The organism is Pseudodesulfovibrio halophilus DSM 5663, assembly GCF_059568665.1.
Genome location: NZ_JCANTV010000012.1, coordinates 1 through 24,890 on the forward strand (window position 1 = coordinate 1; position 24,890 = coordinate 24,890).

General features: G+C 61.5%; 25 protein-coding genes, 2 tRNA genes and 1 pseudogene. 17 read left to right on the forward strand and 11 right to left on the reverse strand.

What is annotated here, in order from left to right:
• Positions 1-10: 10 nt before the first annotated feature.
• Positions 11-271 (reverse strand): annotated as a pseudogene (locus BR24_RS10750) (transposase); the annotation flags it as partial.
• Between the two features lie 732 nt (positions 272-1,003).
• On the opposite strand from BR24_RS10750, the gene BR24_RS10755 reads away from it, so the two are divergent.
• Positions 1,004-1,366, forward strand: a complete 363-nt coding sequence (locus BR24_RS10755; protein WP_496541488.1) for a hypothetical protein — start codon at positions 1,004-1,006, stop codon at positions 1,364-1,366.
• A 48-nt stretch (positions 1,367-1,414) separates the two neighbouring features.
• The gene (locus BR24_RS10760) at positions 1,415-2,380 is read left to right on the forward strand and encodes an integrase domain-containing protein (protein WP_496541489.1); all 966 of its coding nucleotides are present in this window, start codon (positions 1,415-1,417) and stop codon (positions 2,378-2,380) included.
• A 195-nt stretch (positions 2,381-2,575) separates the two neighbouring features.
• On the opposite strand, the gene BR24_RS10765 is transcribed toward BR24_RS10760, so the two are convergent.
• Positions 2,576-2,737, reverse strand: a complete 162-nt coding sequence (locus BR24_RS10765; RefSeq protein ID WP_496541733.1) for a hypothetical protein — start codon at positions 2,735-2,737, stop codon at positions 2,576-2,578.
• On the opposite strand from BR24_RS10765, the gene BR24_RS10770 reads away from it, so the two are divergent.
• The 3 genes from BR24_RS10770 to BR24_RS10780 are packed head-to-tail and all read left to right on the forward strand — an operon-like array spanning position 2,663 to position 3,989.
• Positions 2,663-2,857, forward strand: coding sequence for a hypothetical protein (locus BR24_RS10770; protein WP_496541729.1), 195 nt, complete (start codon positions 2,663-2,665; stop codon positions 2,855-2,857). The two genes, BR24_RS10765 and BR24_RS10770, sit on opposite strands and share 75 nt — an antisense overlap.
• A gap of 44 nt (positions 2,858-2,901) precedes the next feature.
• Complete coding sequence (locus BR24_RS10775; protein WP_496541490.1) at positions 2,902-3,483, forward strand: hypothetical protein; 582 nt, start codon at positions 2,902-2,904, stop codon at positions 3,481-3,483.
• Entirely contained in the window at positions 3,474-3,989 is a 516-nt protein-coding gene (locus BR24_RS10780; RefSeq protein WP_496541491.1) for a site-specific integrase, read from the forward strand. Before BR24_RS10775 ends, BR24_RS10780 begins: the two co-directional genes overlap by 10 nt.
• Before the next feature lie 128 nt (positions 3,990-4,117).
• Here BR24_RS10780 and BR24_RS10785 read toward each other — a convergent pair.
• Both BR24_RS10785 and BR24_RS10790 read right to left on the reverse strand, forming a co-directional pair.
• Positions 4,118-4,194 (reverse strand) — tRNA-Asp (locus BR24_RS10785).
• Between the two features lie 41 nt (positions 4,195-4,235).
• Positions 4,236-4,311, reverse strand: a tRNA-Val gene (locus tag BR24_RS10790).
• A 206-nt stretch (positions 4,312-4,517) separates the two neighbouring features.
• Here BR24_RS10790 and BR24_RS10795 point away from each other — a divergent pair.
• The 11 genes from BR24_RS10795 to BR24_RS10845 all read left to right on the forward strand — a co-directional run bounded on the left by BR24_RS10795 (position 4,518) and on the right by BR24_RS10845 (position 16,753).
• A complete protein-coding gene (locus tag BR24_RS10795; protein ID WP_496541492.1) occupies positions 4,518-5,612 on the forward strand; it encodes a BMP family ABC transporter substrate-binding protein in 1,095 nt (364 codons plus the stop codon).
• A gap of 58 nt (positions 5,613-5,670) precedes the next feature.
• Complete coding sequence (locus BR24_RS10800; RefSeq protein WP_496541493.1) at positions 5,671-6,312, forward strand: phosphoribosyltransferase family protein; 642 nt, start codon at positions 5,671-5,673, stop codon at positions 6,310-6,312.
• A gap of 2 nt (positions 6,313-6,314) precedes the next feature.
• Positions 6,315-7,847 carry an ABC transporter ATP-binding protein gene (locus BR24_RS10805; protein WP_496541494.1) on the forward strand — a complete coding sequence of 511 codons (1,533 nt, stop codon included), beginning with the start codon at positions 6,315-6,317 and terminating at the stop codon, positions 7,845-7,847.
• Positions 7,838-8,905, forward strand: a complete 1,068-nt coding sequence (locus BR24_RS10810) for an ABC transporter permease (protein WP_496541495.1) — start codon at positions 7,838-7,840, stop codon at positions 8,903-8,905. Before BR24_RS10805 ends, BR24_RS10810 begins: the two co-directional genes overlap by 10 nt.
• On the forward strand, positions 8,898-9,821 hold the full coding sequence (locus BR24_RS10815) for an ABC transporter permease (protein ID WP_496541496.1): 924 nt from the start codon (positions 8,898-8,900) through the stop codon (positions 9,819-9,821). The genes BR24_RS10810 and BR24_RS10815 overlap by 8 nt, the downstream gene beginning before the upstream one ends.
• A 127-nt stretch (positions 9,822-9,948) precedes the next feature.
• Positions 9,949-10,269 (forward strand): hypothetical protein, encoded by a 321-nt coding sequence (locus tag BR24_RS10820; RefSeq protein ID WP_496541497.1) that lies wholly within the window; start codon positions 9,949-9,951, stop codon positions 10,267-10,269.
• Between the two features lie 170 nt (positions 10,270-10,439).
• Positions 10,440-11,168 (forward strand): histidine utilization transcriptional repressor HutC, encoded by a 729-nt coding sequence (hutC, locus tag BR24_RS10825; protein WP_496541498.1) that lies wholly within the window; start codon positions 10,440-10,442, stop codon positions 11,166-11,168.
• Between the two features lie 23 nt (positions 11,169-11,191).
• Positions 11,192-12,865, forward strand: coding sequence for a urocanate hydratase (hutU, locus tag BR24_RS10830; RefSeq protein WP_496541499.1), 1,674 nt, complete (start codon positions 11,192-11,194; stop codon positions 12,863-12,865).
• Positions 12,866-12,877: 12 nt separating this feature from the next.
• Positions 12,878-14,095 carry an imidazolonepropionase gene (gene hutI / locus BR24_RS10835; protein WP_496541500.1) on the forward strand — a complete coding sequence of 406 codons (1,218 nt, stop codon included), beginning with the start codon at positions 12,878-12,880 and terminating at the stop codon, positions 14,093-14,095.
• Positions 14,082-15,011: a formimidoylglutamase gene (locus BR24_RS10840; protein WP_496541501.1), complete on the forward strand. Its 930-nt coding sequence runs from the start codon at positions 14,082-14,084 to the stop codon at positions 15,009-15,011. The genes hutI and BR24_RS10840 overlap by 14 nt, the downstream gene beginning before the upstream one ends.
• 11 nt (positions 15,012-15,022) lie before the next feature.
• On the forward strand, positions 15,023-16,753 hold the full coding sequence (locus tag BR24_RS10845; protein ID WP_496541502.1) for an HAL/PAL/TAL family ammonia-lyase: 1,731 nt from the start codon (positions 15,023-15,025) through the stop codon (positions 16,751-16,753).
• Here the strand turns inward: BR24_RS10845 and BR24_RS10850 are convergent.
• Positions 16,747-17,520, reverse strand: a complete 774-nt coding sequence (locus BR24_RS10850) for a substrate-binding periplasmic protein (protein ID WP_496541503.1) — start codon at positions 17,518-17,520, stop codon at positions 16,747-16,749. The two genes, BR24_RS10845 and BR24_RS10850, sit on opposite strands and share 7 nt — an antisense overlap.
• Before the next feature lie 158 nt (positions 17,521-17,678).
• Here BR24_RS10850 and BR24_RS10855 point away from each other — a divergent pair, with 158 nt between their 5' ends.
• Positions 17,679-19,025 carry a cyclic 2,3-diphosphoglycerate synthase gene (locus tag BR24_RS10855; RefSeq protein ID WP_496541504.1) on the forward strand — a complete coding sequence of 449 codons (1,347 nt, stop codon included), beginning with the start codon at positions 17,679-17,681 and terminating at the stop codon, positions 19,023-19,025.
• Positions 19,026-19,050: 25 nt separating this feature from the next.
• Here the strand turns inward: BR24_RS10855 and BR24_RS10860 are convergent, their stop codons facing one another.
• The 6 genes from BR24_RS10860 to BR24_RS10885 all read right to left on the reverse strand — a co-directional run bounded on the left by BR24_RS10860 (position 19,051) and on the right by BR24_RS10885 (position 24,881).
• Positions 19,051-20,631 carry an HD domain-containing phosphohydrolase gene (locus BR24_RS10860; RefSeq protein ID WP_496541505.1) on the reverse strand — a complete coding sequence of 527 codons (1,581 nt, stop codon included), beginning with the start codon at positions 20,629-20,631 and terminating at the stop codon, positions 19,051-19,053.
• The gene (locus BR24_RS10865; protein ID WP_496541506.1) at positions 20,628-21,800 is read right to left on the reverse strand and encodes an ATP-binding protein; all 1,173 of its coding nucleotides are present in this window, start codon (positions 21,798-21,800) and stop codon (positions 20,628-20,630) included. Before BR24_RS10865 ends, BR24_RS10860 begins: the two co-directional genes overlap by 4 nt.
• A gap of 328 nt (positions 21,801-22,128) precedes the next feature.
• The gene (locus BR24_RS10870; RefSeq protein WP_496541507.1) at positions 22,129-22,494 is read right to left on the reverse strand and encodes a hypothetical protein; all 366 of its coding nucleotides are present in this window, start codon (positions 22,492-22,494) and stop codon (positions 22,129-22,131) included.
• Positions 22,495-22,575: 81 nt separating this feature from the next.
• Entirely contained in the window at positions 22,576-22,878 is a 303-nt protein-coding gene (locus BR24_RS10875) for a Dabb family protein (protein WP_496541508.1), read from the reverse strand.
• 237 nt (positions 22,879-23,115) lie between these two features.
• Positions 23,116-23,298, reverse strand: coding sequence for a hypothetical protein (locus tag BR24_RS10880; RefSeq protein ID WP_496541509.1), 183 nt, complete (start codon positions 23,296-23,298; stop codon positions 23,116-23,118).
• 20 nt (positions 23,299-23,318) lie between these two features.
• Positions 23,319-24,881: a methyl-accepting chemotaxis protein gene (locus tag BR24_RS10885; RefSeq protein ID WP_496541510.1), complete on the reverse strand. Its 1,563-nt coding sequence runs from the start codon at positions 24,879-24,881 to the stop codon at positions 23,319-23,321.
• Positions 24,882-24,890 lie beyond the last annotated feature (9 nt).

Sequence of the window (24,890 nt, forward strand, 5' to 3'; positions counted from 1 at the left end):
GGCTTCAGAGCTTTTTTTCGATGATGTCCTTGAGCGCAGTGTTTTCCAGGCTGAGGTCAGCGAACATCTGCTTGAGTTTGCGATTTTCGGCTTCGAGATCCTTCATCCTCTGGATGTCGGATGCCTCCATGCCTCCGTATTTAGATTTCCACTTGTAGTAGGTGGCGTTGCTGATGCCGTTTTCACGGCATACGTCCTTGACGGTCCGTCCGCCTTCCACAGACTTGAGGATCCTGACGATCTGGTGCTCAGTGAATTTTGATTTGCGCATACGAAACTCCTGGGCGCAGTTTGAGCCAGAAGTCTCTACTTGGCAATGGCCCTACTTTACGGGGACTTTACAAGACGACGGGCGGCAATAAGAAATCTTCAGAAAGTCGGGCCTCCGAGTGGAAATCTGCAAAAGTGCCGTGGTATGGAAAACCATAAACCTAGACAGAAGGAGGCACTACCAACGACCTGGTCGTCATAAGTTCGTGATGAAATCCGAACTGATGACGACGTACGAAGCCTAGGGCTTCAACGCTTACCGCCGTTTTTCCGAAACAAACGGCACCCTTTCCGAAACCAACGCCGGTTAAACGCATCAAACTTTGCCAGATGAACGACAGGACTACGCACCTGCCGCTGTCAGCGTCCCCGAAGGTCACTTTCTGCTTGTTGCAGGCTTAAGACATATGCACTTATGCGTGACATCCACTATTAAATGGACAGTTGAAAAGAGATCTCTTTTCACTGGGAACAGGGCATTCTTCATCCCGTATTTTGTTTGTGTGCGACTTTCGCCATAGGTTGCCCTATTTGGGCGGCTTGGCCCTCCTTACTCTGAAGCGGTAGTGCCTTTCCAGAGTGAGGGATTGAAAGCAGATCTCCTTGTGTCCGTTCGGCGTTCCGGCCCTGTGCCGATTGTTTTATTTATCGTAATTTCAGGCGTCCCGGACAGGGACGACCGATTCTGAGTACACACCTTGCCCCGAGCATGGTCGCGTCCTGTCATTTATCCATGAAAAAAGAAGCCCCTTCAGGGGGCTTTTGTCGTTTCCGCGCCATGAGCCTGTCAGACAAAGGGGGCGTCTTGCCGCCCCCTTCAAGTTGGGCTTTCGGAATTTTTTCGGCGCCTTCGGCATCGAGAAAAATCTCGAAAGTCCAACTTTTCAGCCCCCACGTGCGCGGTTTTGGCCGCGCCCGCCAGCGTCATTTGTCCCGATGTGCGGCTGTTTGCTTCCGGCAAGCCGTTCAGCAAACAGCCGCACACGCACCAAATGACAAGGTGGTTATAAAAAGAAACCCGGAAAGAAGAAAAACACAGAATGATGCATTTTCCATGTCTGCGCCCTTGATTTTTCGACTTTGCACATGGTTATGATGATGGGTTGGCCCTATCCCGAGTCACCCAATAACCATGGGGACATCCATGAAGAAAAACACAAAGGGCCTTCATTTTGCGGTCAACCGAGCAAGCCTGTCTGGGCCAAAATCGAAGCAGTATCGAATTCGAAACAATGCAAAGGCGTTTGCAACTGAGCTTCAGAGAGTAGGACTGGGCGTGAGAAAATGGGAAAATCTGACCAATAAGCACTTTCAACGTGCGGCGGATTCGATGAAAGCCCGAGGGATTGGAGATGGGCGCATCGCTGAGGTCTTCTCTGCAGCACGTCACGTATGTAATGCATATGGAAACGACGGTATTGCACGCGAAAACAAAGAGTTCGGTGTTGAACGTGGGCGGATTGCCAACAACAATTCACGGGCCGCCGATCCTGAAAGAGTTGTCCAAATCATCAAGGAGTTGCGTAACGATGACAATTACAGGCATTCCGCCCGATGCGCTGCACAGATTGAGCTTCAATATGAATTAGGTCTTCGCCGAGAAGAGTCCGCAAAGGTCGATTTGGTGAATGACTGGGACCGGGAGCGACAGACCCTATTGGTTCACAATGGAACCAAGGGAGGACGGCCTCGTACCCTTCACTTGTCGGAGCAACAAGAAGCTGCGTTGGAACGTGCGGAAGAGTTCATTTCGCCATCAAACCGAAAAGGGGGTTTCAATTTGATGCCCCTGGGAATGGGTGACTCCTGGCTGAATCGCCTAGACTACGCGGCACGAAAAAGTGGTCTGACGAAGAAGGACTTGGGCTACACGCTCCATGGAAACCGGCACGAGCGTTTCAGGCAGGTTTACGTGGAACACACAGGCTTCCAGCCACCAAACCAGCACCGATCTCATGAAGACTTTGTACAAGAAGCGCAAAAAAGCGCTGGACCGAATTGGCCGTCACTGGACAGCGAGGCCCGGGACCAGATCGAGGGCATGGCTGGCCATTCCCCGGGCCGGCGAGACATCTCTGATGCCTACCTTGGGTCAAGCAAGACCAGATGACAGAAGCCCCCGCAAGGGGGCTTTTCAGTTTTTTCCCTAACGAGTCAGGAGAAGGTCCGGATGAGCATAAAAGCATCTTTCAAAACGATCTTTTTTGACGATTTTCATAACTCTATGATTTGAATGAATATAAATTTTCAAAAAACCTACCCCTGAACCTAGAGATTTTCGTTTCGTACGTTGTAAGCAGGCGGGTTAACCAACAATCAGGATGGTCGTTTGGTGCCCGAAGTGTTGAAAGTCAAAGACGTAGCGAAGATGCTGAATTGCTCCGAAAGCCTTGTGCGGCGTGCGGACATGAAGCAGCTTCTTGGTGCGTTCACGGTGGGAAAGCGAGGGATTCGCTTTCATCGTCAAGCTGTGGAGGCGTACATGCGTCAGGGGTGCGTAAATGTTTCCGAGCGTGAGGTTTCAAGGGGTTGTGACGCTCCTCGCCAGCGCAAGCGGAAATTGACGTCTTTACATGATCTTTGGTAATATCTTCAGGTAAATAAGCGGCTTTCCGAGAAGAGGATGCCTACATGCCTTACAAGGAAGGAAAAAAGTGGCGGGGCGCAGTGCGTTTTACCCCGTCGGCTGGAAAGCAACTTCGACGCACAAAGCTCTTTGACAGAAAGCGAGAAGCCGAAGCGTGGGAACGTGAAACCATCAAGGCGCTTGAACTGGCCGATCGTCAAAAGCGCAAGGACATGGACACTGTCGGCAGACTCCTTGTTGCCGGGGAATGGGCCGAGCGGTATTTGGATTACGCCAAGGCAACTTGGTCGGAAAAGACGTATGATTCAAAACGTCGGGCCTTCAAGCGGCTGTTTAGGGACAGCATCAGGCCGGAAATGCCGGTTGGCGAGATAAGCCCCGCCGTTGCGCTGGATCATCTGAGCAAGCTGAACCGGCGAAAGAACGGCAATACGGCAAACAAGGACCGCAAGAATCTCGTCGCCGCGTGGAACTGGGGAGCCAAATACCACAACATGAATCGGGTCAGCCCGTTTCAGCTTGTCGACAAGTTCCCTGAAAAGCGCACCCCCGCTATGTTCCGCCGTTTGCGGATTTCAAAACGGTGCTGGACACTGCTGACGAATATGAACGGTTCGTGCTCCTGACCACCTTCTTCACGGCTGGCCGGAAGTCGGAAATCTTCCGCATCAAGTGGAGCGAGGTGGATTTCGACAAAGGCACTGTCGGCTTGTGGACGCAAAAGCGCCGTGGCGGAAACTGGGAATTTGATGAGATTCCCATGGCTGACGCTCTCCGGGCAGAGCTTGCCAAGCGCAAGCTACGAGCCGGAAAAACGGAATTTGTGTTTGACCAGTCGCTTTGGGTGGTCCGGGACAGCCATAATCGGTGGCTGAGCAAGCTGTGTGACAAAGCCGGGGTCAGGCAATTCGGGTTTCACGGCATCCGCCACCTGTCGGCAAGCATCGGCATGGAGACCGGAGCAAATATTCTGGACATCCAGCAGTTGCTTCGCCACACCTCCACACGCACGACGGAACGGTACATCCACCGCACCACCAGAAACAACCGGGCTGTGAGCGCTTTGGACAAGGCTATGCGGACGCCGTCGAGCGAACACGGTTTGTGGGACAAGGCAGAGGGCGAAAGCTGATGAGGTACAGCCAAGTTGAGAAAAGTGCCGAAAAAGCTGTGTGCCACCTGAAGCCACGAAGACGAGCCACAAAACGCGAAAACGGCACAAAAAAAGGGTCACACTTTCGTGTAACCCTTTGATTTTAATGGCGGAGCCGAAGGGACTCGAACCCTCGGCCTCCGGCGTGACAGGCCGGCGTTATAACCAGCTTAACTACGGCTCCGCTTTATTGGGCAAGCGCGTTAAGCAGCGCTTTGCTCTCTGTGGTGGGCGGTGCAGGGCTCGAACCTGCGACCCTCGGCTTGTAAGGCCGATGCTCTCCCAACTGAGCTAACCGCCCATGGAGAAGGGAGCTTATATCTGCATGACTCCAGCTTGTCAATCTTCATTTCAATCTTTTCGGAAGATTCCTGAAATCCGGGCAGAACGCCAGTGGCACTTTCCTGCCAAGCCGCTTGACGGACCTGTGAAATTCGGGGCAAACTTTCCCGTCTTTCGGGAATGGAGGTTCCCGCCAACGCTTCACCATCAACGGGAGAATAGAGGATGAAACGCTTCGTGACCCTGTGCGTGTTCGCCATGCTCTGCATGTTGCTTGCCGCACCCGGCGCGGCCATGGCCAAGGAAAAGATCAAAGCCGGGTTCGCCCTGCTCTGGACCATCGACGACCGCGGCTGGACCACCGCACATTACAACGGCATCCAGCACATGAAAGAAAAGCTCGGCGACGACGTCGAGGTCATCTACAAGGAAAAGGTCCTCGGCCCGGATGCCGAGCGCGTTTTCCGCGAATTCGCAGAAGAGGGCTGCGACATCATCTTCGGCACCACCTTCGACCACATGGAGCCCATCCTCCGCGTGGCGCGCGACTATCCCGACATCAAATTCGAACACTGCTCCGGCTACAAGACGGCCTCCAACGTGCGCACCTACATGGTTCGCATCTATCAGGCCGACTATCTCTGCGGATACCTTGCGGGCCTCATGGGATTCAAGGACGTGGGCACCGTCGGCACCCACCCGATCCCGGAGCCGGTCCGCGGCGTGAACGCCTTCACCCTTGGCCTGCAGCGCGGCCTGATGGAAGCCGGCGTGGAGCACGGTGAAACCGTCAACACTGTGGCATGGCTGAATTCCTGGGCCGATCCGGTCAAGGAGACCACCCTCGCCGAGACCCTGATCGCCAAGAATCACGATCTGATCCGCCAGATGGCCGACACTCCCGACAGCTCACTCGCAGCCTGCGCAGCCGGCGTCCCGGCCATGGGTTACGGCACCGACGCCTCCAGCTGGGGCGCGGAATGCGTGCTCTCCAGCGCTCTGCTGAATTGGGGCCCCTACTACGTCAAGGCCATCCGCGACCTCCAAAACGGCACCTGGAAAACCGGCTCCTACTGGAAGGGCTTTGAAGCCAACGGCGTGAAGCTCGCCGAGTTCAACGAGTCCGTCCCTCAGGACGTGCGCGACAAGGTTCTGGCCGCCATGGAAAAGCTCAGAAACGGTCAGGATGACATCTTCACCGGCCCGATCTTCGACCAGAGCGGCAAGAAGGTTCTGGCCGAGGGCGAAAGGTTTGACGACGGGCAGCTCCTGTCCATGCAGATGCTCGTCAAGGGCGTGCAGGGCAAGCTCGCACGATAAGCACATCAACACGGCGCGGCGCCCCGAGCGGGCGCCGCGCTATTTACGGAGCAGCACCATGAACGTTCTCGGCGCTCCCGAGTCCGGAGAAAAATACCGCCTCTCGGTGGACGGACTGCCCTACGACGTGGAGATCCCTTACGTCACGCTCAAGTCGCAGGACGGCCCGGTTTCCATCGCCTCGTTCAACCTCGTTGGCCAGATCCGGCTCAACGAGGACCTCGGCAGGCTCATGGCCCGCCAGATCCGCGAAACCGTGGGCGACCTCGAAGGGCTCGCCATCCTGACCGTCGTGGAGAAAGCGCTGCAGCTCACGCAGGTCGCCGCCTACGATCTGGGGCTGGAAGCAGTGGCCGTGGCCTACAACCGCGTCAAGCCGCACATGGAGGCCGAGCGCAGGCCCTTCATCCAGGTGGGCAGCGACTCCATCACCAGCGGCAGCAAGTTTCTCGCCGTGTACGAGCGCGACCTGAACCTGCTGGCGCAGGCCAAAAAGGTCATCCTCATCGACGACGTTGTCTCCTCCGGCGGCACCATCCTCGGGCTTGCCGACCTGATGGACGAAATCGGCAGGCAGCGCGGCATCGAGCCACCCGAGATCGCGGGGATCTACTGCGTGGCGCAGGAAGGGGAAAAACACCCGCTGCTGCCCGCCCCGCTGCACTCCCTCGCCACCCTGCCCAAACCGATCCGCCGATAGCGATGTCCGAAAACGCACCGCTGCTCTCCTGCCGGGGGGTAACCAAACGCTTCGGCGAGGTCGTGGCCAACCGCGACATCACCTTTGATGTCCGTGCCGGTCAGGTGCAGGCCCTGCTCGGCGAGAACGGCGCGGGCAAGTCCACGCTCATGTCGGTCATTGCCGGCCGTTTCCGGCCGGACGCCGGAGAGATTCGCGTACGCGGCGAGCTCGTGCAGTTTTCGCGCCCGGCGGACGCCATGCGCATGGGCATCGGCATGGTCTACCAACGGTTCATGCTGGTGGAACGCCTCACCGTGGCCGAAAACATCCGGCTCTCCGCACATTCCTGCGGCATCGGCTCCCGCGATGCCGACAGACGCATGGCCGACCTTTCCGACCGCTATGGCCTCGGAGTCGACCCTTCGCGCACCGTAGGCTCGCTCTCAATGGGCGAACGTCAGCGAGCCGAGATTCTCAAGCTGCTGGTGCAAAACGCCAACATTCTCATTTTCGACGAGCCCACCGCCGTCCTGAGCCAGCCCGAGGCGGAAGGCCTCTTCAAGATTTTCGACAGGCTGCGCGAGAACGGCTGCGGCGTGGTCTTCATCACCCACAAGTTGGAAGAGGTCATGGCCGCCGCCGACCATATCTCCATCCTCAGGCGCGGCCGAATAATCGCCTCCGTGGCGCCGGGAGAAATCGAAAGCAAGCGGGAGCTGGCCCGGCTCATGGTGGGGCGCGAGTTCGTGCTCGCCGTGGACAAGCCCGAGATGGAGCCAGGTGAGACCGTGCTGGAGCTGCAGGGTTTTGCAGGCAGCGGCGCCTCCGGGCGCAGCGGCTTCGAGGATGTGACCCTCTCGGTGCGCCGGGGGGAGATTCTCGCGATCATCGGCGTGGCGGGCAACGGTCAGTCGGCGCTTGCCGCCGCCGTTACCGGAAACACGGACGCGGGCCGGGCCGAATCCGGCCATGTAACTTTCCGCGGCGAGACCGTGAACGCCGACGACTGGGAAGGGCACCGCGGCATCGCCCACGTTCCCGAGGACAGGCACACCACCGGCAGCGTGCACGACATGACGCTGGCCGAGAACTACGCCCTGACGCGCCTCGACGCGGCGGGGGACGGACCGTGGTTCGACCTCTCGCGCATAGCGAAGAAAACGCAAAAGGCCATTGAGAACTATTCCATCCGCGCCACGGGCCCGAATGACATGGCCGGCAGCCTGTCCGGAGGAAACCTGCAAAAGCTCATCCTCGCACGGGAACTGGCGCGCAAGCCGGCCCTGTTCGTTGCCGAGCAACCCACGCAGGGGCTGGACATCGCCTCCACCGAGGAAATATGGGACGCGCTCATTCGCCAGCGCAAGCATTCCGGCATCCTGCTTTTTTCCGGCGACCTCAAGGAAGTGCTGACACTGGCTGACCGCATCGCGGTCATGTTCCGGGGCCGTATCCTCGAAGTGCTGGACGCCCTCGACGCCGACGCCGTGGCCCGCATCGGGCTGCTCATGGCGGGCGGCGAAACCGCCGAGGGGGATTCGCAATGCGCATAGTCAGACGGACGCGCCCCATTCGCTACAAGGCGCTCGTCACCGCCCTTCTGGCAGTCGGCTTCGCGCTGGTCGCCGGTGCGCTGGTCTTTGCCGGGCAGGGCGTGAATCCCCTTGAAGCCTATGCCGTCATGGTTTCCGGTGCCCTCGGCAGCCTCAACGGGCTTGCGGAGGTCGCAGTAAAGGCCGTGCCGCTGACTCTGACCGGGCTTTCCGTGGCAGTGGCCGCCACCATGCTTCTGTGGAACATCGGCGCCGAAGGGCAGTTCGTCTGGGGCGCCATCGGCGCAGGCTGGGCCGCCCTTTACCTTTCACCCTTCCTCCCCACCGCGCTGGTCATTCCGGCCTGCCTGCTCTGCGGAGCGCTGGCAGGGGCGCTTTGGGCCATGATTCCCGCGGCGCTGCGGGTCCGATACGGGGTCAGCGAAATCCTGACCACGCTCCTGCTGAACTACGTGGCCATCATTTTCATGGAGCATCTCTATTTCGGCCCGTGGCGCGACCCCATGGCCTTCGGCTTTCCGGGAACGCCCACCTTTCCCGAGGCTTCGTGGCTGCCGAGACTCGGCAAGACCCGCCTGCACCTCGGTGCGCTGGTTGCCGTGCTTGCGGCGGCGGGCCTGCATCTGCTGCTGGCAAAGACCAAGTGGGGCTATCGCATCCGGGTCACCGGCCGCAGCGGTCAGGCCGCACGGTACGCGGGCATGAACACCTCGCGCCAGACCTATGCCGTCATGGCCACGGCTGGCGCGCTGGCCGGCCTCGCGGGCATGGGCGAAGTCTGCGGCATCCACTATCTTATCCGCGAAGGCATCAACCCCGGTTACGGCTATGACGGCATCATCGTGGCCTGCCTTGCCGGGCTTCGGCCCGCGCTGGTTCCGGTCTACGCCGTGGTCCTCGGCACCTTCCTGATCGGCGCGGACCGGCTGCAGTCGGCGATGCAGCTCCCCTCATCCATCGGACTGGTGCTCGAAGGCGCGCTTCTGCTGGGCCTTCTGGCGGCGGAGGCCGTGACGCGCTTCAGAATCGCCTCGGGCAAGGGGGACGACAATGTTTGAGGACATCATCTTCATCGCCACCATCGCAATCAAATCGTCCATAGCCGTGCTCTTTGCGGCGGTTGGAGAGGTCTTCGCCGAACGAAGCGGCGTCCTGAACCTCGGCGTGGAGGGCATGATGCTCACCGGCGCCATGGTGGGCGCGGCCGCGGGCATAGCATGGGGCGACCCGTGGATTGCCGCCGGATGCGGCATGCTGGCAGGGGCGGCCCTTGCGGCGGTGCACGCGTTTTTCGCTATCAATCTCAAGGCCGACCAGACGCTCTCCGGGCTGGCCATCGCCATCTTCGGCGGCGGGCTGGCGGGGTTCCTCGGGCGTGCCATCATCGGTGAACGGGGCGTGCGCTTCGGCATCGAGGCGCTGCCCGTGCTGTCCGACATCCCGGTTCTCGGGGGCATACTCTTCAAACAGAACGCGCTGGCCTACGTCGCCTACCTCCTCGTCCCCCTCACCGCGTGGGCGCTCTTCCGCACCCGCCTCGGCCTCAAGATACGCGCGGTGGGCGAAGACGCTCCGGCAGCAGACGCCATGGGCGTGAACGTGACGCTCGTCCGCTGGGGATGCGTGCTCTTCGGCGGCCTGCTGGCGGGCCTCGGCGGCTGCTATCTGTCCCTTGCCTACACGCCGGGCTGGAAAGACGGCATGACCATGGGGCAAGGCTGGATCGCCATCGCCATGGTCATCTTCTCGGGCTGGCGTCCGGGACGCGCCGCGCTTGGCGCCCTGCTCTTCGGCGCGCTCGCCGCGCTGCAGTGGAACTTCGAGGCAAACGGCTCGGAGCTGATTCCGGCCTGGATCCTCAAGATGCTGCCCTACGTGCTGACCATCGTGGTGCTGGTTCTGGTCAAGCGCTTCGGCACATCCGGCCGCGGGAACGCCCCGTCGGCGCTTGGAATCCCGTTCCAGCGCATGTAGCGCCTCTCAGAAAGGGATTTTCCGCTTTTTTCCGGGAGAATCCCCTATTTCACTTCAGGTCCTATTGACCGGATTTCATTTTCCCTTCTACACGGGCTGTAGTGTTTGTTTTAGAGGGGGAAAAATCATGCAAGAGCATTTTCTTGACGACAACGAACTGCACGAGGAACTGGAGAGTATCTCCAGAACCATAGACACCATCGCGGAAACCAAGGAGTTGCCGCTCAGTACGCTCTTTCCGGACCCGTTCGTCCGGAAATACACACAGTACGACACCATCCGCGAGCTGCTGGACGCCAGCGGACACGAAATCAGCTGTCAGAGCGACCTTGAAGCCTGCCGCCCCAAAGGGTTCGACGAGTTCATCTGCCTGAGGACTGAATTCCAGAACTGGGACACCATGCTCGAAATGGCTGTCTGCGAGTGGATCAAGGTCAAGCTCGGCTAACGGCGAACGAGACTCCGCCCACCCTTTTCGGCCCGGTGGCCGCCACAATCCTTTTCCGAAAAGCGAACAGGACGCAGTGACGTTGCGCCATTCTCCTCTCCTGCACCCTTGACCTGACCCACTTTAAATGTATATACATAGTCAAAATTTGTATATACAGGAGAGCCTCAATGGCACGCAAGGGACTCGGGTCACGCATTCGCGACCATATAGTTGAGAGAATCGAAAACGGGGCGTGGAAGCCCGGCGACCGCATCCCGGCGGAGTCCGAGCTGATGGAGACGTTCTCCGCGAGCCGCATGACCGTGCACCGGGCCATCAAGGAGCTTGCCACCGAAGGCATGGTCTTTCGCGAGCGGGGCCGCGGGACGTTCGTGGCCCGGCGCATTCCCAGAAGCGACCTTTTGGTGGTGGCCGACATCGCCGAGCAGATTCGCGAGCGCGGCGGCGACTACTTCAGCGACCTCAAATATCTGGCCGCCGAGCCCATGACCGCGCTCACGGCCCATGTCTTCGGCGAAGGCGCGGACGCAAGCCTCGCCCGCTCCAAGGTGGTTCACTGCGAGAACGGCCAGCCCATCCAGCTCGAAGACCGCTGGGTGGACCTGCGCATGGCCCCTGATTATCTCGGGCTGGATTTCTCGAAAACCACCGCACACCGCTATCTGATGCGGGCCGCGCCGCTCATGAAGGCCGAGCACGAGCTCACGGCCGTGCTCCCCGGCACGGAGCAGCAATACTTTCTGGACATCCCCGAAAACGAGCCCTGCCTGCTGCTGCGCCGCAAGACGTGGTCCGGCGACAGGCTCGTCTCCTACGCGGAACTGTACTACCCCGCCAGCCGCTTCACCTTCGGCGGCACGTTCACCCCGAACGGCACCGGCGGACAATCTTCATAACGACAGGCATTGGAGAAAGCGACATGACCACACGCCACGACACGCGAACCGTCAAGGCTCCCACCGGCACCGAGATCAGCGCCAAGAGCTGGCAGACCGAGGCACCGCTGCGCATGATCCAGAACAACCTCGACCCCATGGTGGCCGAGCGGCCCGAAGACCTCATCGTGTACGGCGGCATCGGCCGCGCCGCGCGCAACTGGGAGTGCTTCGACAAGATTTGCGAGACCCTGCGCACGCTCGAAGAGGACGAGACCCTGCTGGTGCAGTCCGGAAAGCCCGTGGGCGTGTTCCGCACGCATCCGGGCGCACCGCGCGTGCTCATCGCCAACTCCAACCTCGTGCCGCACTGGGCCAACTGGGAGCACTTCAACGAGCTGGACCGCAAGGGGCTGATGATGTTCGGCCAGATGACGGCCGGGTCATGGATATACATCGGCTCGCAGGGTATCGTGCAGGGCACGTATGAAACCTTCGTGAGCATGGCAAAGAAGCATTTCGACGGCGACCTTTCCGGCAGATGGATTCTCACCGCGGGGCTCGGCGGCATGGGCGGAGCGCAGCCGCTGGCAGCCAAATTCGCGGGAGCCTCCATGCTGGCCGTGGAGTGCCGCGAGGAGCGCATCCGAAAGCGGCTCGACACCGGGTATCTGGACATGCGTGCCGACAGCCTCGAGCACGCGCTGGAGCTCATCCGTAAATCCTGCGAAGAGAAGAAGCCGGTCACCGTTGGCGTGCTCGGAAACGCTGCTGAAGTCTATCCCCGACTCGTGGAGATGGGCGTGAAGCCAGACGCGGTGACGGACCAGACCAGCGCCCACGACCCGCTCAACGGCTACCTGCCTGCAGGCTGGAGCGTGGAGCAGTGGGAATCCGCCCAGCAGAGCGACCCCGACGGCGTGATGCAGGCCGCGCGAGAATCCATGGTGCCTCACGTGCAGGCCATGCTCGACTTCCAGAAGATGAGCATCCCCACCTTCGACTACGGCAACAACATCCGGCAGGAAGCCTACAACATGGGCCTCGAAAACGCCTTCGACTTCCCCGGATTCGTGCCCGCATACATCCGCGACCTGTTCTGCTCCGGCAAAGGACCTTTCCGCTGGGCCGCGCTCTCCGGTGACCCCGATGACATCTACAAGACCGACGAGAAGGTCAAGGAACTCATCCCGGACGACAAGCACCTGCACAACTGGCTGGACATGGCCCGGGAACAGATTCATTTTCAGGGACTGCCTTCGCGCATCTGCTGGGTGGGCCTCGGCGACCGGCACCGTCTCGGGCTGGCCTTCAACGAGATGGTCCGAAACGGCGAACTCAAGGCCCCGGTGGTCATCGGCCGCGACCACCTCGACTCCGGCTCCGTGGCCAGCCCCAACCGCGAGACCGAGGCCATGAAGGACGGCTCCGACGCGGTCTCCGACTGGCCCATCCTCAACTGCCTGCTCAACTGCGCCTCCGGCGCCACATGGGTCAGCTTCCACCACGGCGGCGGCGTGGGCATGGGCTACGCCCAGCACGCCGGGCTGGTCATGCTCTGCGACGGCACCGAGGAGGCGGATGAGAAAATATCCCGCGTGCTCTGGAACGACCCGGCCACCGGCGTCATGCGCCACGCGGATGCGGGCTACGACATTGCCGTGGACTGCGCCAGAGACAAAGGCCTCGCCCTGCCCATGGTGGACTTCGACAAATAGCAAGGAGCATTCATGGCCCTGATCATCGAAAATCCGGCGCGCATCGTCACGCCCCGCCCCGGTGACCAACGGGGCGCGGGCCTCGGCGGTCTCGAGGTTTTTACCGGCATGTCCGTACTCTGTCGCGACGGCCTTATCGAACGCATCGCCCCGCTCGACGAACTTCTTGCCGAAGCGCCCGGTGCGCAGCGGTATGACGCATCCGGCCAAACACTGATTCCGGGCCTCGTGGACAGCCACTGCCACCCGGTCTTCGCCGGCGACCGAGCCGACGAATTCGCCATGCGCACCGCCGGAGCCGGGTACGAGGAAATCGCCGCATCCGGCGGGGGTATCGCCCGCACCGTGGCGGCCACGCAGCAGGCGTCCAAGGATGCGCTCAAGGAGCTGGCCCGCAAGCGTCTGGACCGCGCCATGGCCCACGGCGTCACCACCCTTGAGGCCAAGACCGGCTACGGGCTGACACCGGAGAGCGAGCTCAAGATGCTGGACGTGATCCGCGAACTGGACGCCGAGCATCCGATCGATCTGGTGCCGACATTCCTCGGCGCGCACGCGGTCCCCAAGGGCATGGGCAAGGACGACTACCTCGCGGCCATGCGCGAGTTGCTTCCCGAAGCCGCCAAAACTGCACGGTTCTGCGACGTCTTCTGCGAGCAGGGATACTTCACGCCTGCCGAATCGGTTTCGCTACTGGAGGCGGCCCGCGAATGCGGCATGCTGCCCAAGATGCACGCGGACCAGTTCCATTCCATCGGCTGCATCGAGGCTGCCGTGGAGCTGGGGGCGGTGTCCGTGGATCATCTGGAAGCCATGCGGCCCGAGGATGCCGTCAAGCTGGCCGGGACCGACGTGGTGGGCCTTGCCCTGCCGGGCGTATCCCTCTTTCTGGACATCCCCTACGCGCCAGTGCGAAGACTCATCGACGCAGGGTGCGCCGTGGCCGTGGCCACGGACTTCAACCCCGGCTCCAACATGACCATGAACCTGCCGCTGATGATGTCGCTTTTGTGCATGAAAACCGGTGTCAGCACGGACGAGGCCCTGATCATGGCCACCCGCGGCGGCGCCCACGCCCTGCGCATGAACGACCGCGGCCGCATCGCCGAAGGACTCCGGGCAGACATGGCCGTGCTGGATGCGGACAAATACGAAGAATTGGTCTACTTCTACGGGGAACGGCACGTCAGCGCCGTCATCAAGGGAGGCACCGTCCATGAGTTCCGATAATCCGCTGAAGATACTCAAACCGCTCGAAGCCCGCTTCAAGTGCCATGACGCCAACGACGTCTTCATGAAGGACATCACTTCCTTCGGCATGAAAGGCTACGCGGAGGCCACGCACGTCATCATCGGCTGCCCGCAGGATCAGGGTGTGCGCCGCAACTGCGGAAGGGTCGGGGCCGCCGGCGCTCCCACCGCCATCCGCAAGGCGCTCTACCGCTGCAAGGCTCCGGTGGATCATGCCGGGGTGAAGCTCTGCGACATGGGTGACGTGGATGTGCTGGGTGAACTTGAGACCATTCACGAGCGTCAGCGCCGCGTGGTGCGCCGCATCCTTGAGGACGGCAAGCGCGTACTGGTCCTCGGCGGCGGCAACGACATATCCTATCCTGACGCCCGCGCTCTGGCCGAAGCGGAAGGCGAAATCGCCGCCGTGAACGTGGACGCGCATCTGGACATGCGCAAGGCCTCCGAGCCGCACTCCGGCACTCCCTACCGGCAGCTTTTGGAAGACGGCTTCCTGAAACCGGAGGCTTTTCACGAGGTAGGCATTCAGCCCCACGCCAACTCTCCTGAATACCTGAAACAGGCGCAGGACATGGGCGTAAACATCTGCACGCTGGCCATGGTTCGCCGCCATGGATGGATGGCCGTGCTGGAGACGCTGCTGCCCGCGCTGGAGCAGAAACCCTATTTCGCCGGGCTGGACATGGACGCCATACGCGCCTCGGATGCCCCAGGCGTCAGCGCGCTCGCCCCCGTGGGGCTGACCGGGTGGGAGGCCATGGAGTTCGCTTCCGGCTGTCGCCACGGCGCGAGGATATTCGAGATTTCCGAAACCAACCCCGAGCACGACATTGACGGGCGCACCGTGCGGCTTGCCGCAAACGTGGCCCTGTCGTGGTTTTACGGCCTTTCCTGAACGGAGTACGCATGAGCGTCGTCATAGATCACACCAAGCCCCTGACCCTCGAAGACGTGGCCGCCGTGGCCGAGCGCGGCGAGCGCGTGGAGCTGGCCGAACACACATCCGAAATGCTCGACGAACGACGTCGGCAGGTGGAGGATTTCGTCCAGTCCCAGGACGTTCCGGCCTACGGCTTCAACCGCGGGTTCGGCCACAACGTGGACCAGACCGTGGAGCGCGAGGGGCTAAAGGACCTTCAGCGCAACCTGATCCTCTCCCACGCCGTCGGTCAGGGCGATAATACCCCGGATGATGTGGTGCGCGCGGCGATGCTGCTTCGCGCCGTGTCGCTTTCGCAAGGGCACAGCGGGGTACGATCCGTGCTGCCGCGCACGCTGGTGCAGATGCTCAACGCGGGCATTGTGCCGCTGGTACCGGAGCTGGGCTCCGTGGGCGCGTCCGGGGATCTGGCCCCGCTCTCACACATCGCCATGGCCATGATCGGCGAGGGGGAAGTGCGGGTGGACGGCAGAGTCATGCCCGCCGCCAAAGCGCTCCGCGACGTAGGCATCGAGCCCGTGGAGCTTCGCATGAAGGAAGGGTTGGCCCTGAACAACGGCGTGCAATTCATGGCCGGGCTCGCGGCGCTGGCCTGCCTGCGGCTCAAGGACCTGCTCCGGACCGCCGCCGTGAACACGGCCCTCACCGCGCAGGTCATGCTTGCCCCGGACACGTATTTCCGCCCGGACTTCCACGCCGTGCGCCCGCATCCGGGCGCGGTGCGCGTGGCGGACTGGATATGGCGGCTCATGCAGGATTCGCCCATCCGCAACTCCCACAAGGACTTCAAGGTGGACGGTCAGGTGCAGGACCCCTACAACATCCGCTGCGCCGCACAGGTGCTCGGCTCCTGCCACGACCTCATCTCGCAGGCCGAATCCGCCCTGCTGGTGGAGATAAACAGCGCCACCGACAACCCCATCCTGCTCCCGGACGCCGACGGCCTCTACACGGACATCGTCTCCGGCGGCCACTTTCACGGCATGCCGGTGGCGGTGCAGGCGTACAACCTCATGCAGGCGCTCTCCATCATGACCAGCCTGTCGCACACGCGCTCGGTGCGCTTCGTGGACCCGGCCCGCAACAAGGGGCTGGGGCGCGACCTGAAGTGGCCCGGACTCTCCGGCGAAGAGCGCGCCGTCTCCAGCGGCATGATGATGCTTGAATACGCCTCCGCCTCCATGACCAACGACATCTGGGGAAAGGCCGCTCCGAGCCACCTGTTCAACATTTCCACCAACTCGGGACAGGAGGACCACGTCAGCATGGGGACCGCGCTGGCAGTTCGCCTGTACGACTGCCTGCCGGAGGCTGCCTCGGTGCTGTCCATCGAGTTGGCCTACGTTCTTCAGGCCGTGGCCGTGCGCAGACGGCTGGACGCCATCCCTACGGAAGCCGAGCTGCCCGAATGGGTCGCGACGGAACTTGCGAGACTCAAGGAACGGATGAACGGCACGGGAAGAGGTGTGCGCTTCGAGGCCACGGTGACGCGCGAATATCCGCTTGATGACGAAGAGAAGAAACTGAGCCCGGTTTCGGAAGCGATAATGCACGAGATCGAGCAGCGCGAGCTGTTCCCGACCGTGACGCGCGACAGGTATCTGGCCGAAGATGTCCGCAGGCTCTCGGAGCATCTGCTCTCCGGCGCACTGGCTCGAACCGCGGAAACAATCGTGCGGCTCGACTGGGATCAGTAGCGCCAGTCGCCCAGCGCGTTCTCGATGTACTTGTCCTGAATGGCGCGGTAGTCGATGCGTGACAGCCCCTCATTGAAGAGGTCACGCAGACGGCGCCCCTCGGGAGTCTTGCGGAAGCAGGCAAAAAGCCCGTTGTTGGCGAGCAGCTTGGGACCGAAACGCACGAGGTAGCGCTCACGCCGGATCGCGTCATCGGTGTCCGCCAGATAGAGAAAGACGTTTCGGTCCATCACCGCCCCGTCTATGCGTGCGCCCTGAACCTTTCTGATGTTGGTGGCGTCGTCCGTCACCCCTTCAACGTCCAGCACGCCGCGATCCATCAGCTCGTCGAAACGCGCGGTGTTGACATATCCGTCCACCACGCCCAGCGTGTACACTGCAAGGTCCTCGACCGTCTCCCACTCCAGCGGTTCATCCACACGCTCCACAAGCCCCAGCGGGCTGTCGCCCATGCGGTCCGAGAGGTAGCAGACCATGTCCAGCCGGTCGGCGTCGTATTCGGGGAGATATCCGAGATACCCCTGCATGTGCAGGCCTTGGTCCACGGCGCGCTTCCACGGGTAGAAAGTGACCTCGAGCTGTATATCCACAGCCGCAAAGGCCTTTTTCGCAACCACGACGCTGGCCCCCTGCCCCGGGAGGTGCTCCCCGGCATAAGGAGGCCATTCCAGCGTGGCAAAACGTACGGTCTCGGCGGCCAGCAGGATGTTCGGCGATGCCAGTGCAGTCAATGCAGCCAGAAAGAACAGCATAATGACGCGTTTCATTTCCACTCCGTCCAGATTGAAGCGTCCATCTTTACGCTAGCCCAGTCCCGGCACTTCCACAAGGGACAATTCGGAAACGCCCCGCGCCTTTCCTTTGTCCGCTCCGTGAGGTATCTTTGTCGCCCACTGTACCCCACTCAGCGACTCCGGAGGCTATCGTGTCGAAAACGGTCATCATCATGGGCGCGGCAGGCAGGGACTTTCACAATTTCAACACGCTCTACAGAGGCTCGGACGAATACCGCGTTGTCGCCTTCACCGCCGCGCAGATCGACGGCATCGACGACCGGAACTACCCGCCGGCGCTGGCCGGACCGGGATACCCCGACGGCATTCCCATCCGGCCGGAGGCCGAACTTGAGGAGCTCATCGCCGCCCACGAGGCGGACACGGTGCTCTTCGCCTACTCGGACGTGACGCATGAACACGTCATGCACCGCGCTTCCAGAGTCCAGGCCTGCGGGGCGGACTTTCTGCTCGCGGGCGCACGCTCGACCATGCTGCTATCAAGGCTTCCCGTTGTGGCGGTCTGCGCGGTCCGCACCGGCTGCGGAAAATCCCAGACCACGAGGGCCCTCGTGGAAGCGCTGCGGGCTGAGGGGCTGCGGCCCGCAGTGGTCCGCCACCCCATGCCCTACGGCGATCTCGCTTCACAGGCGGTGCAACGCTTTGACAGCCACGCGGATTTCGATGCCCACAATTGCACGCTGGAAGAACGGGAGGAGTACGAACCGCTGGTGGACATGGGCGCCACGGTCTGGTCCGGCGTGGACTACGAGGCGATTCTGCGGCAGGCGGAACAGGCCGCGGACATCATACTTTGGGACGGCGGCAACAACGACACGCCGTTTTTCTTTCCTGAGGTGCACGTCACGCTGCTCGACCCGCACAGGCCGGGACACGAACACACCTACTATCCCGGCGAAACAAATCTGCTGATGGCGGATGTGGCGGTCATCGCCAAGACCGACACCGCCTCAGCCGACGGTGTCGCGCGCGTTGAAGAGAGCATCCGCGAAAGAAGCCCCCGTGCAACGGTGGTTCGCGCCGCCTCTCCCGTGACACTGGAGACTGACGGTGACGTCCGCGGGAAACGGGTTCTCGTCGTTGAGGACGGCCCCACCCTCACGCACGGAGAGATGCCCGACGGAGCCGGGGCGGTCGCCGCCCGCAAAGCCGGAGCCTCGGAACTGGTGGACCCTCGGGGCTGCGCCAGAGGATCCATACGCGAAGTGTTGGACAGGCATCCGCACATCGGTCCGGTGCTTCCCGCAATGGGCTACGGAAAGCCTCAGCTCGCCGACCTTGAAGCAACCATCGACGCCTGCGAGTGCGATGCCGTGGTGCTGGGGACGCCTGCGGACCTGCGGCGCGTGCTTTCCGTAAAGAAGCCGGTGGTCAGAGCGACATATGCCTATGCCGATTCAGGGGAGCCGACGCTTCGCACCGCCGTTCTGGCACTGATGGATGAACGAAGGCCGGGCTGGCGGACCGCCCGGAACTGAAATCCGGTGTGCCGCGCAACCGGCATCAGGTGTCCGGGTACTGGCGCTGAATATCCTGAAAGTCGTGAAGATTATCCCGGAACAGCTCCACGAGGCGCGGGTCGAACATCACACCCCGGTTTTTGAGGATGTGCGCCACCGCGTCCTCCATGCTCCATGCAGAGGCGTAGACCCGGTCGTGCAGCAGCGTATCGAAAACATCGCACAGCGCCACGATCCTTGCGAAGATATGTATAACCTCTCCGCTCAGGCCGTCGGGATAGCCGCTGCCGTCCCAGTTTTCATGGTGTTGCCCGGCAATTATCGCGGCGTCGCCCTGCAGTGAACCGTCCCTGCCGCCGAGCAGGTTGTAGCCGATGAGGCTGTGCCGCTGCGCCTGCGCGCGCTCCTGTTCAGTGAGCGGCCCCGGCTTGCCGAGGATGCTGTCCGGCACACCGACTTTTCCCACGTCATGCATGGGAGCCGCGAGCCTGAGCCGTTCCACCTCCGCTTCGCCCATACCCGCCAGCCTGCCGAGCAGTGCGGCCATCTCGGAGACGCGACTCACATGGCATCCCGTACGTCGCTCGCGCCGCTCAAGCGCTTCGCCCAGACGCTGGACCACGTCCTGCTTGGTCTGCACCAGCTCGTCGTTCAGGCGGACATTGCTCACCGCCACCGAGACGTTGCGGGAAAACATGCCGACAAGCCGTTCGTCCATACTCGCCCTGCACCCGCCTCTGCATTCGAGATACACCATGTTCAGCACGTCCCCTTCCGACGGGAACACGCCGACGTAGACATCGCCTCGCATGACGCTCCTGCGACGCTCAAGGGCCTCGTTGACGATATCGGCCATGCCGTGCTCGAGGCAGATGGACCGCTCCTCCAGATTATCCGTGCAGGGAGCGAATTTCCCGGTCCCCGCCACGATGGAGTACGCGGCGTCCGCGTGTGAGTCGTCCGTCATGCTCGCCTGCAGAAAGAGGGCATCGCCTCCCATTCCGAGCGTCCCGGTGAGCTGATTGAGCACGCCCATGGCGAGCTGGCGGATTGAGCGCATGCCGAAGAGGTCGTGAGATGCCTCGATGACCTGCTGCAAACCCAGACGGTTTCGATCCAGAACGAGCATGTCCCGGTGCGTGCGAAGCGCCACGATCATGGAGGTGAACAGCCGCTGCGCGGTCAGCTCGGACTTCTCCTTGTAGTCGTTGATATCGTACTCGACGATGACCGACTGTTCGGGTGCCTGTCCCGGCTGTCCGGTACGCAGGATGATGCGCACAAGGCGGTTGCCCAGCTCGTGGCGAACCCTTCTGACCATCTCCAGCCCGGCGTCAGAGGTTTCCATGACCACGTCGAGCAGAATGACGGCCGTGTCCGGGTTATCCTTCAGCTTGAGCAGCCCCTCCTCGGCGCTCATGGCGTAATGAAATTCGATCCCGCGTCCGTCGAACTCGAAGTCTTCGAAAACCAGCCGCGTGGCGTGGTGCACTTCCTCCTCGTCATCCACCACGAGCACCTTCCACGGTTCCGTAGTAGACACCTCGCTCTCAGCCGGCCACTCCTCGGGGGCAAAGAGATCACCATCCTCCTGGAAAAGAAGCTCGTCGCCGGCGGAGGTCATGACACCTCCTCCACTCTGGGGATGACGTATCCCGCCCGGACTCCGCCCCCCGGCCTGTTCGACAGGATCACGTCCCACCCATGCTCGAGGCCCACCTTGCGCATCATGCAAAGCCCCATGCCCACGCCGTCCGGCTTGGTGGAAAACAACGGGTCGAAGATATGCGGCATGTGCTGATCGGCGATGCCGGGTCCACGGTCGAGCACCTCCAGCACGGTCCCGTGGGAATCGGCTTGCAGGAGCACCACGACCTCTCCGCCTTCAACGAAGTCCAGAACGTTGTCGAACAGCGCGTCCAGCGCCATGGAGAGCATCTTCCCGTCCGCCATGCCGACCGCCGGGGAAGTACGCATGTCCAGCGCATATTCCGTGCCTCGACGTCCTGCAGCGGCCACGAAGCGTTCCACAGCGTTTTCCAGCGCCGGAAGCAACTGTATCCGGGAGAAATCGGGAGGACCGCACGTGGAATAGGCATTGACGGCCCCTACCACTTCCTCGAGGCGGCCGGACTCCTCGACGATGGACTCGAGATATTTGCTCCCGCCGTTTCCGGACGAGGCATTTCGCTTGAGAATGTTGGCGAACCCGGCGATGGCCATGGTTCTGTTTCGGATCTGATGGGCCACGGACATGGCCAGCAGGTTCATGCTGCGGCGGGCCTCGTCCACCGCGAGCAGGTCGCGATAGGAACGGATGGCAGTGGTGATGGTGGTGAACAGCTTGGTGGAGGTGAGTTCGGTCTTCTGCTTGTAGTCGTTGATATCGTAATCCGTGATGACCTCGCGCTCGGGCGCCTGCCCGGGCTGTCCGGTCCGCAGGACGATCCGCACCAGCCGGTTCTGTGCGTCGTGACGGATGTAGCGGGCGACCTCCAGCCCGGCCCTCGCGTCCTCCATGACAACGTCAAGCAGCACCAGCGCGGTGTCTTCGTTTTCGTCGATGAGGCTCTTGGCCTCATCGCCGGTGTATGCGCTCAGAAATTCCAGACGTCGGCCAGCAAATTCGTAGTCGGAGAGAACGAGCCTCGTCGCCTGATGAACCTCCTCTTCGTCATCGACCACCAGCACTTTCCACGGATGCGGCTCAAAGGCCCCGGCGGCGCCCTGATCCTCCTCGTCCGCAAAAAGCAGTTCGTCGGTCCGAATGTCTTCTTCTGCCCCGGTCCTCACGTTTCCCCCGTAGGTTGCAGTTCACACCTTTTTGCAGCTTACATTTTCACTGAAAGGGCGACAGTATTTTTTCTCGTTGACGTTTTTGTCAGCGGCAAGACCGATGCGAGGCATATTTTTTCCATTTTTGCACATCGGATCGTGAAGTGACTCCATAATATGCCTGCTGGCCGCCATTTTTCACTTTGGCATTGCTATTGCTTTATTTCAAGCAGCCATACCTTCATCCTCCCCCCTAAAGACAAGGCCCCCCCGGACGTTCCGGGAGGGCCTTGTTTTTCGGCAACTCTTCGCGTCACCCACCGGGGGAGCGCGAGATTGTCGGCTGCTACGCGTCCACCTTGGGGGAGGCGTGCTGGTGCCGCTTGCACAGCCAGATGATGTTCTGGCCGTTAACGTCGAAGTGAGGATTGACGCTCTCTTCCGATCCGCAGACGCTGCACTTGTAGCCGTCCTGACTGGGGAAGAAGTTCATTTTCCTCAGTTTGTTATTGAAGAGCGAAATGTGGCGGTACATGGGATGACCCTGATGCCGCCTCGTGTCCTTGGCATTGAGTTTGCCGGTTTCGCTCACTTTCACGCTTATGGCGCGCGATCTTTTTATGGTACCTTCACGCTTGTTCATGACGATGCGGGTCGGTTCCTCCCAGCGGCAGATGATTCGCCGCCTGTCCTGATCATACCGTAAGGTCATGGCGGTTCTCCTTACGCCCCCGCCCGGGGGTCTGGAATTGAACACTAGGGAGGAGCTGGCAAACCGCAGGTCTTTCAGACGCTACAGCTCGCAGTCCACCACCCGGCGCTCGCTGACGACCTTCTTCACGAAGTCCACGCAGGCCACGTGCAGCGGATGCGTCTGATACGCGTCCAAGGCCTCGCGGCTCTCATGCTCGGAGAAGAGCACCACATCGGTCTCCGGTGCGGAAAGGAAGACGTCGGTGGAAACGCTCAGGCTCAACAGGCCGTCGATTCGACCCTGAAGGTCCTCGAGCATTTCCTTCATCTTGGCGGCGTTCGTCTTGGCGTCCGCGCCTTCGGCCTCTTCCTTGAGTTTCCACATTACTACGTGTCTGACCACTTTGGGTGCTCCTTCGTCGTGCGATTGCCGGTCCTCTGTCTCGGCGGAAGCCGTCCTTCCGCCTCGGTCCGTGCTTGCGCAGGGACCGTCCCACATCCTGTATTGCGTCGGGCCGTCCGAATCGGCCCTGCCACCGTCAGCCCCACCACCCAGCGGAGCCGATCATTACATATGTAAGTTTTTATTTCCGGTTGTAAAGCGCCGGGGCGGGAGCTCCCGCCCCGGCCGTATACAGACTTATTCGCCCATGAAGGGGCAGCGGCCCTTGGCCACGGCGCGGTTCGCGGATTCGTTATCCAGAACCACGGCCGGGTTGCCGCAGGCGCCGGCTTCAGCGGCAGCAACGCCTTCGATTTCCTTGGCTGCCAGGCAGCAGGGATCACCCTTCATCATGGGGCAGGGGCGGATTGCTTTGGTCATTATTCTACCTCCGTCCGCTGTTATTTCTTTTCAGCGGACTCTTCAGTTTTCATCTGGTTGATCAGTCCCACAAGTGATGACGCAAGCTCCGACAGCTCCTGAACGGAGTATGCGGAGTGCTCCATCGCCTCGTCCACTTTGCCGGCGATCTCGCTGACTTCCAGTGTGGCGCGATTGATCTGCTCGCTCGCGGCGGACTGCTGTTCTGCGGCCGTCGCGATGCTCCTCACACGGTCGGCCGTCTGTTCGCACTCCGTCACGATGCGCTCGAGCGCCTGCCCGGAATCGTTCGCCAGTTCCGTGCTCCTCAACACGGAAGCGGCGGCCTTTTCCGTGGCGCCCACGTTCTGCTTCGCACCATCCTGAATGGCGACGATCGCCTCGCCGACTTCCTTGGTGGCCTGCATGGTCTTCTCCGCCAGCTTGCGCACCTCGTCGGCAACCACCGCGAAACCGCGTCCAGCCTCTCCGGCGCGGGCGGCTTCAATGGCGGCGTTCAGTGCCAGCAGGTTGGTCTGGTCGGCAATGTCCTCGATGACGACAAGGACCTTGCCGATGTCCTCGGCCTGAGTACCGAGGACGACCATGGACTCCTTGAGCGTGTCGGCATTGGACTGGACTTCGTGGATGGCCGATACAACCTCGGCCACGATGCCGGACCCGCTCTGAGCCTGCTGTTGCGCCTCGTCGGCGGATTCGGCCGCAGCATTGGCGTGCTGCGCGACCTCGCCGACAGTGGCATTCATCTCCTCCATCGCCGTCGCGGTTTCGGAGGTCCGTTCCCTCTGCTCCGCCGCGCCCTCCTGGGCGCTTGCCACAGCTCGGGAAAGCTGTTCGGCGGCGGCAGCCAGACGGTCGGAAATATCACGCGCCTCGAACGCTGCGGTCCCGAGACATTCGTTCTGCTCGGTTATCTGCCGCTCGCGCTCGCGCATCTCGGTCATGTCAAGATACAGACACATTCCGCCGACGATCTTTCCGTCAAGATCGGTCAACGGACAGAGGTTCGCCAGAACGGGGACGTCGCGTCCGTCGTCCGCTCTGAAGGTGGCCTCCACGTTGTGCCACTTTTCGCCGGTGGTCATGCACTTCTTGATGAGCGCGTCGCGATCGTCCTTGTAGAATACCTGCGAGAGGTTTCTGCCGTGGTACTCGGACGGATCCCTGTCGAGGGACATCATCTGAAGGCATTCGCGATTGAGAAAGGTGATGTTCTGGTCCGTGTCCACGGTGGCACAGGGGATCGGGAGCCCGTTCAGGACACCCTGAAGGTATCCCTTGTTGTGCTTGAGCTGATCCACGACATCCTTCAGATGCTCGGCGAAGCGGCCGGCGCTGCCTCCCATTTCGGGAGCCGCCTCCCCGAAATCGCCCGTTGCCACCTTCGTGGCCCAGTTGTCAAGCCTTTCCATGGGCCTCACAAGAAAACGATGATACGCCCAACCGACCCCGCCTGCCAGCGCGGCCAGGGCGCCAAGCAGGATTCCGATGATTACGGTGTCCTCGGCAATGACAATCGCGGCGGTGCCGCATGCAATGAAGCCAAGGGTATAGATAAGGGTCAATTTGGTTTCGGTCTTCATTACGTCAAG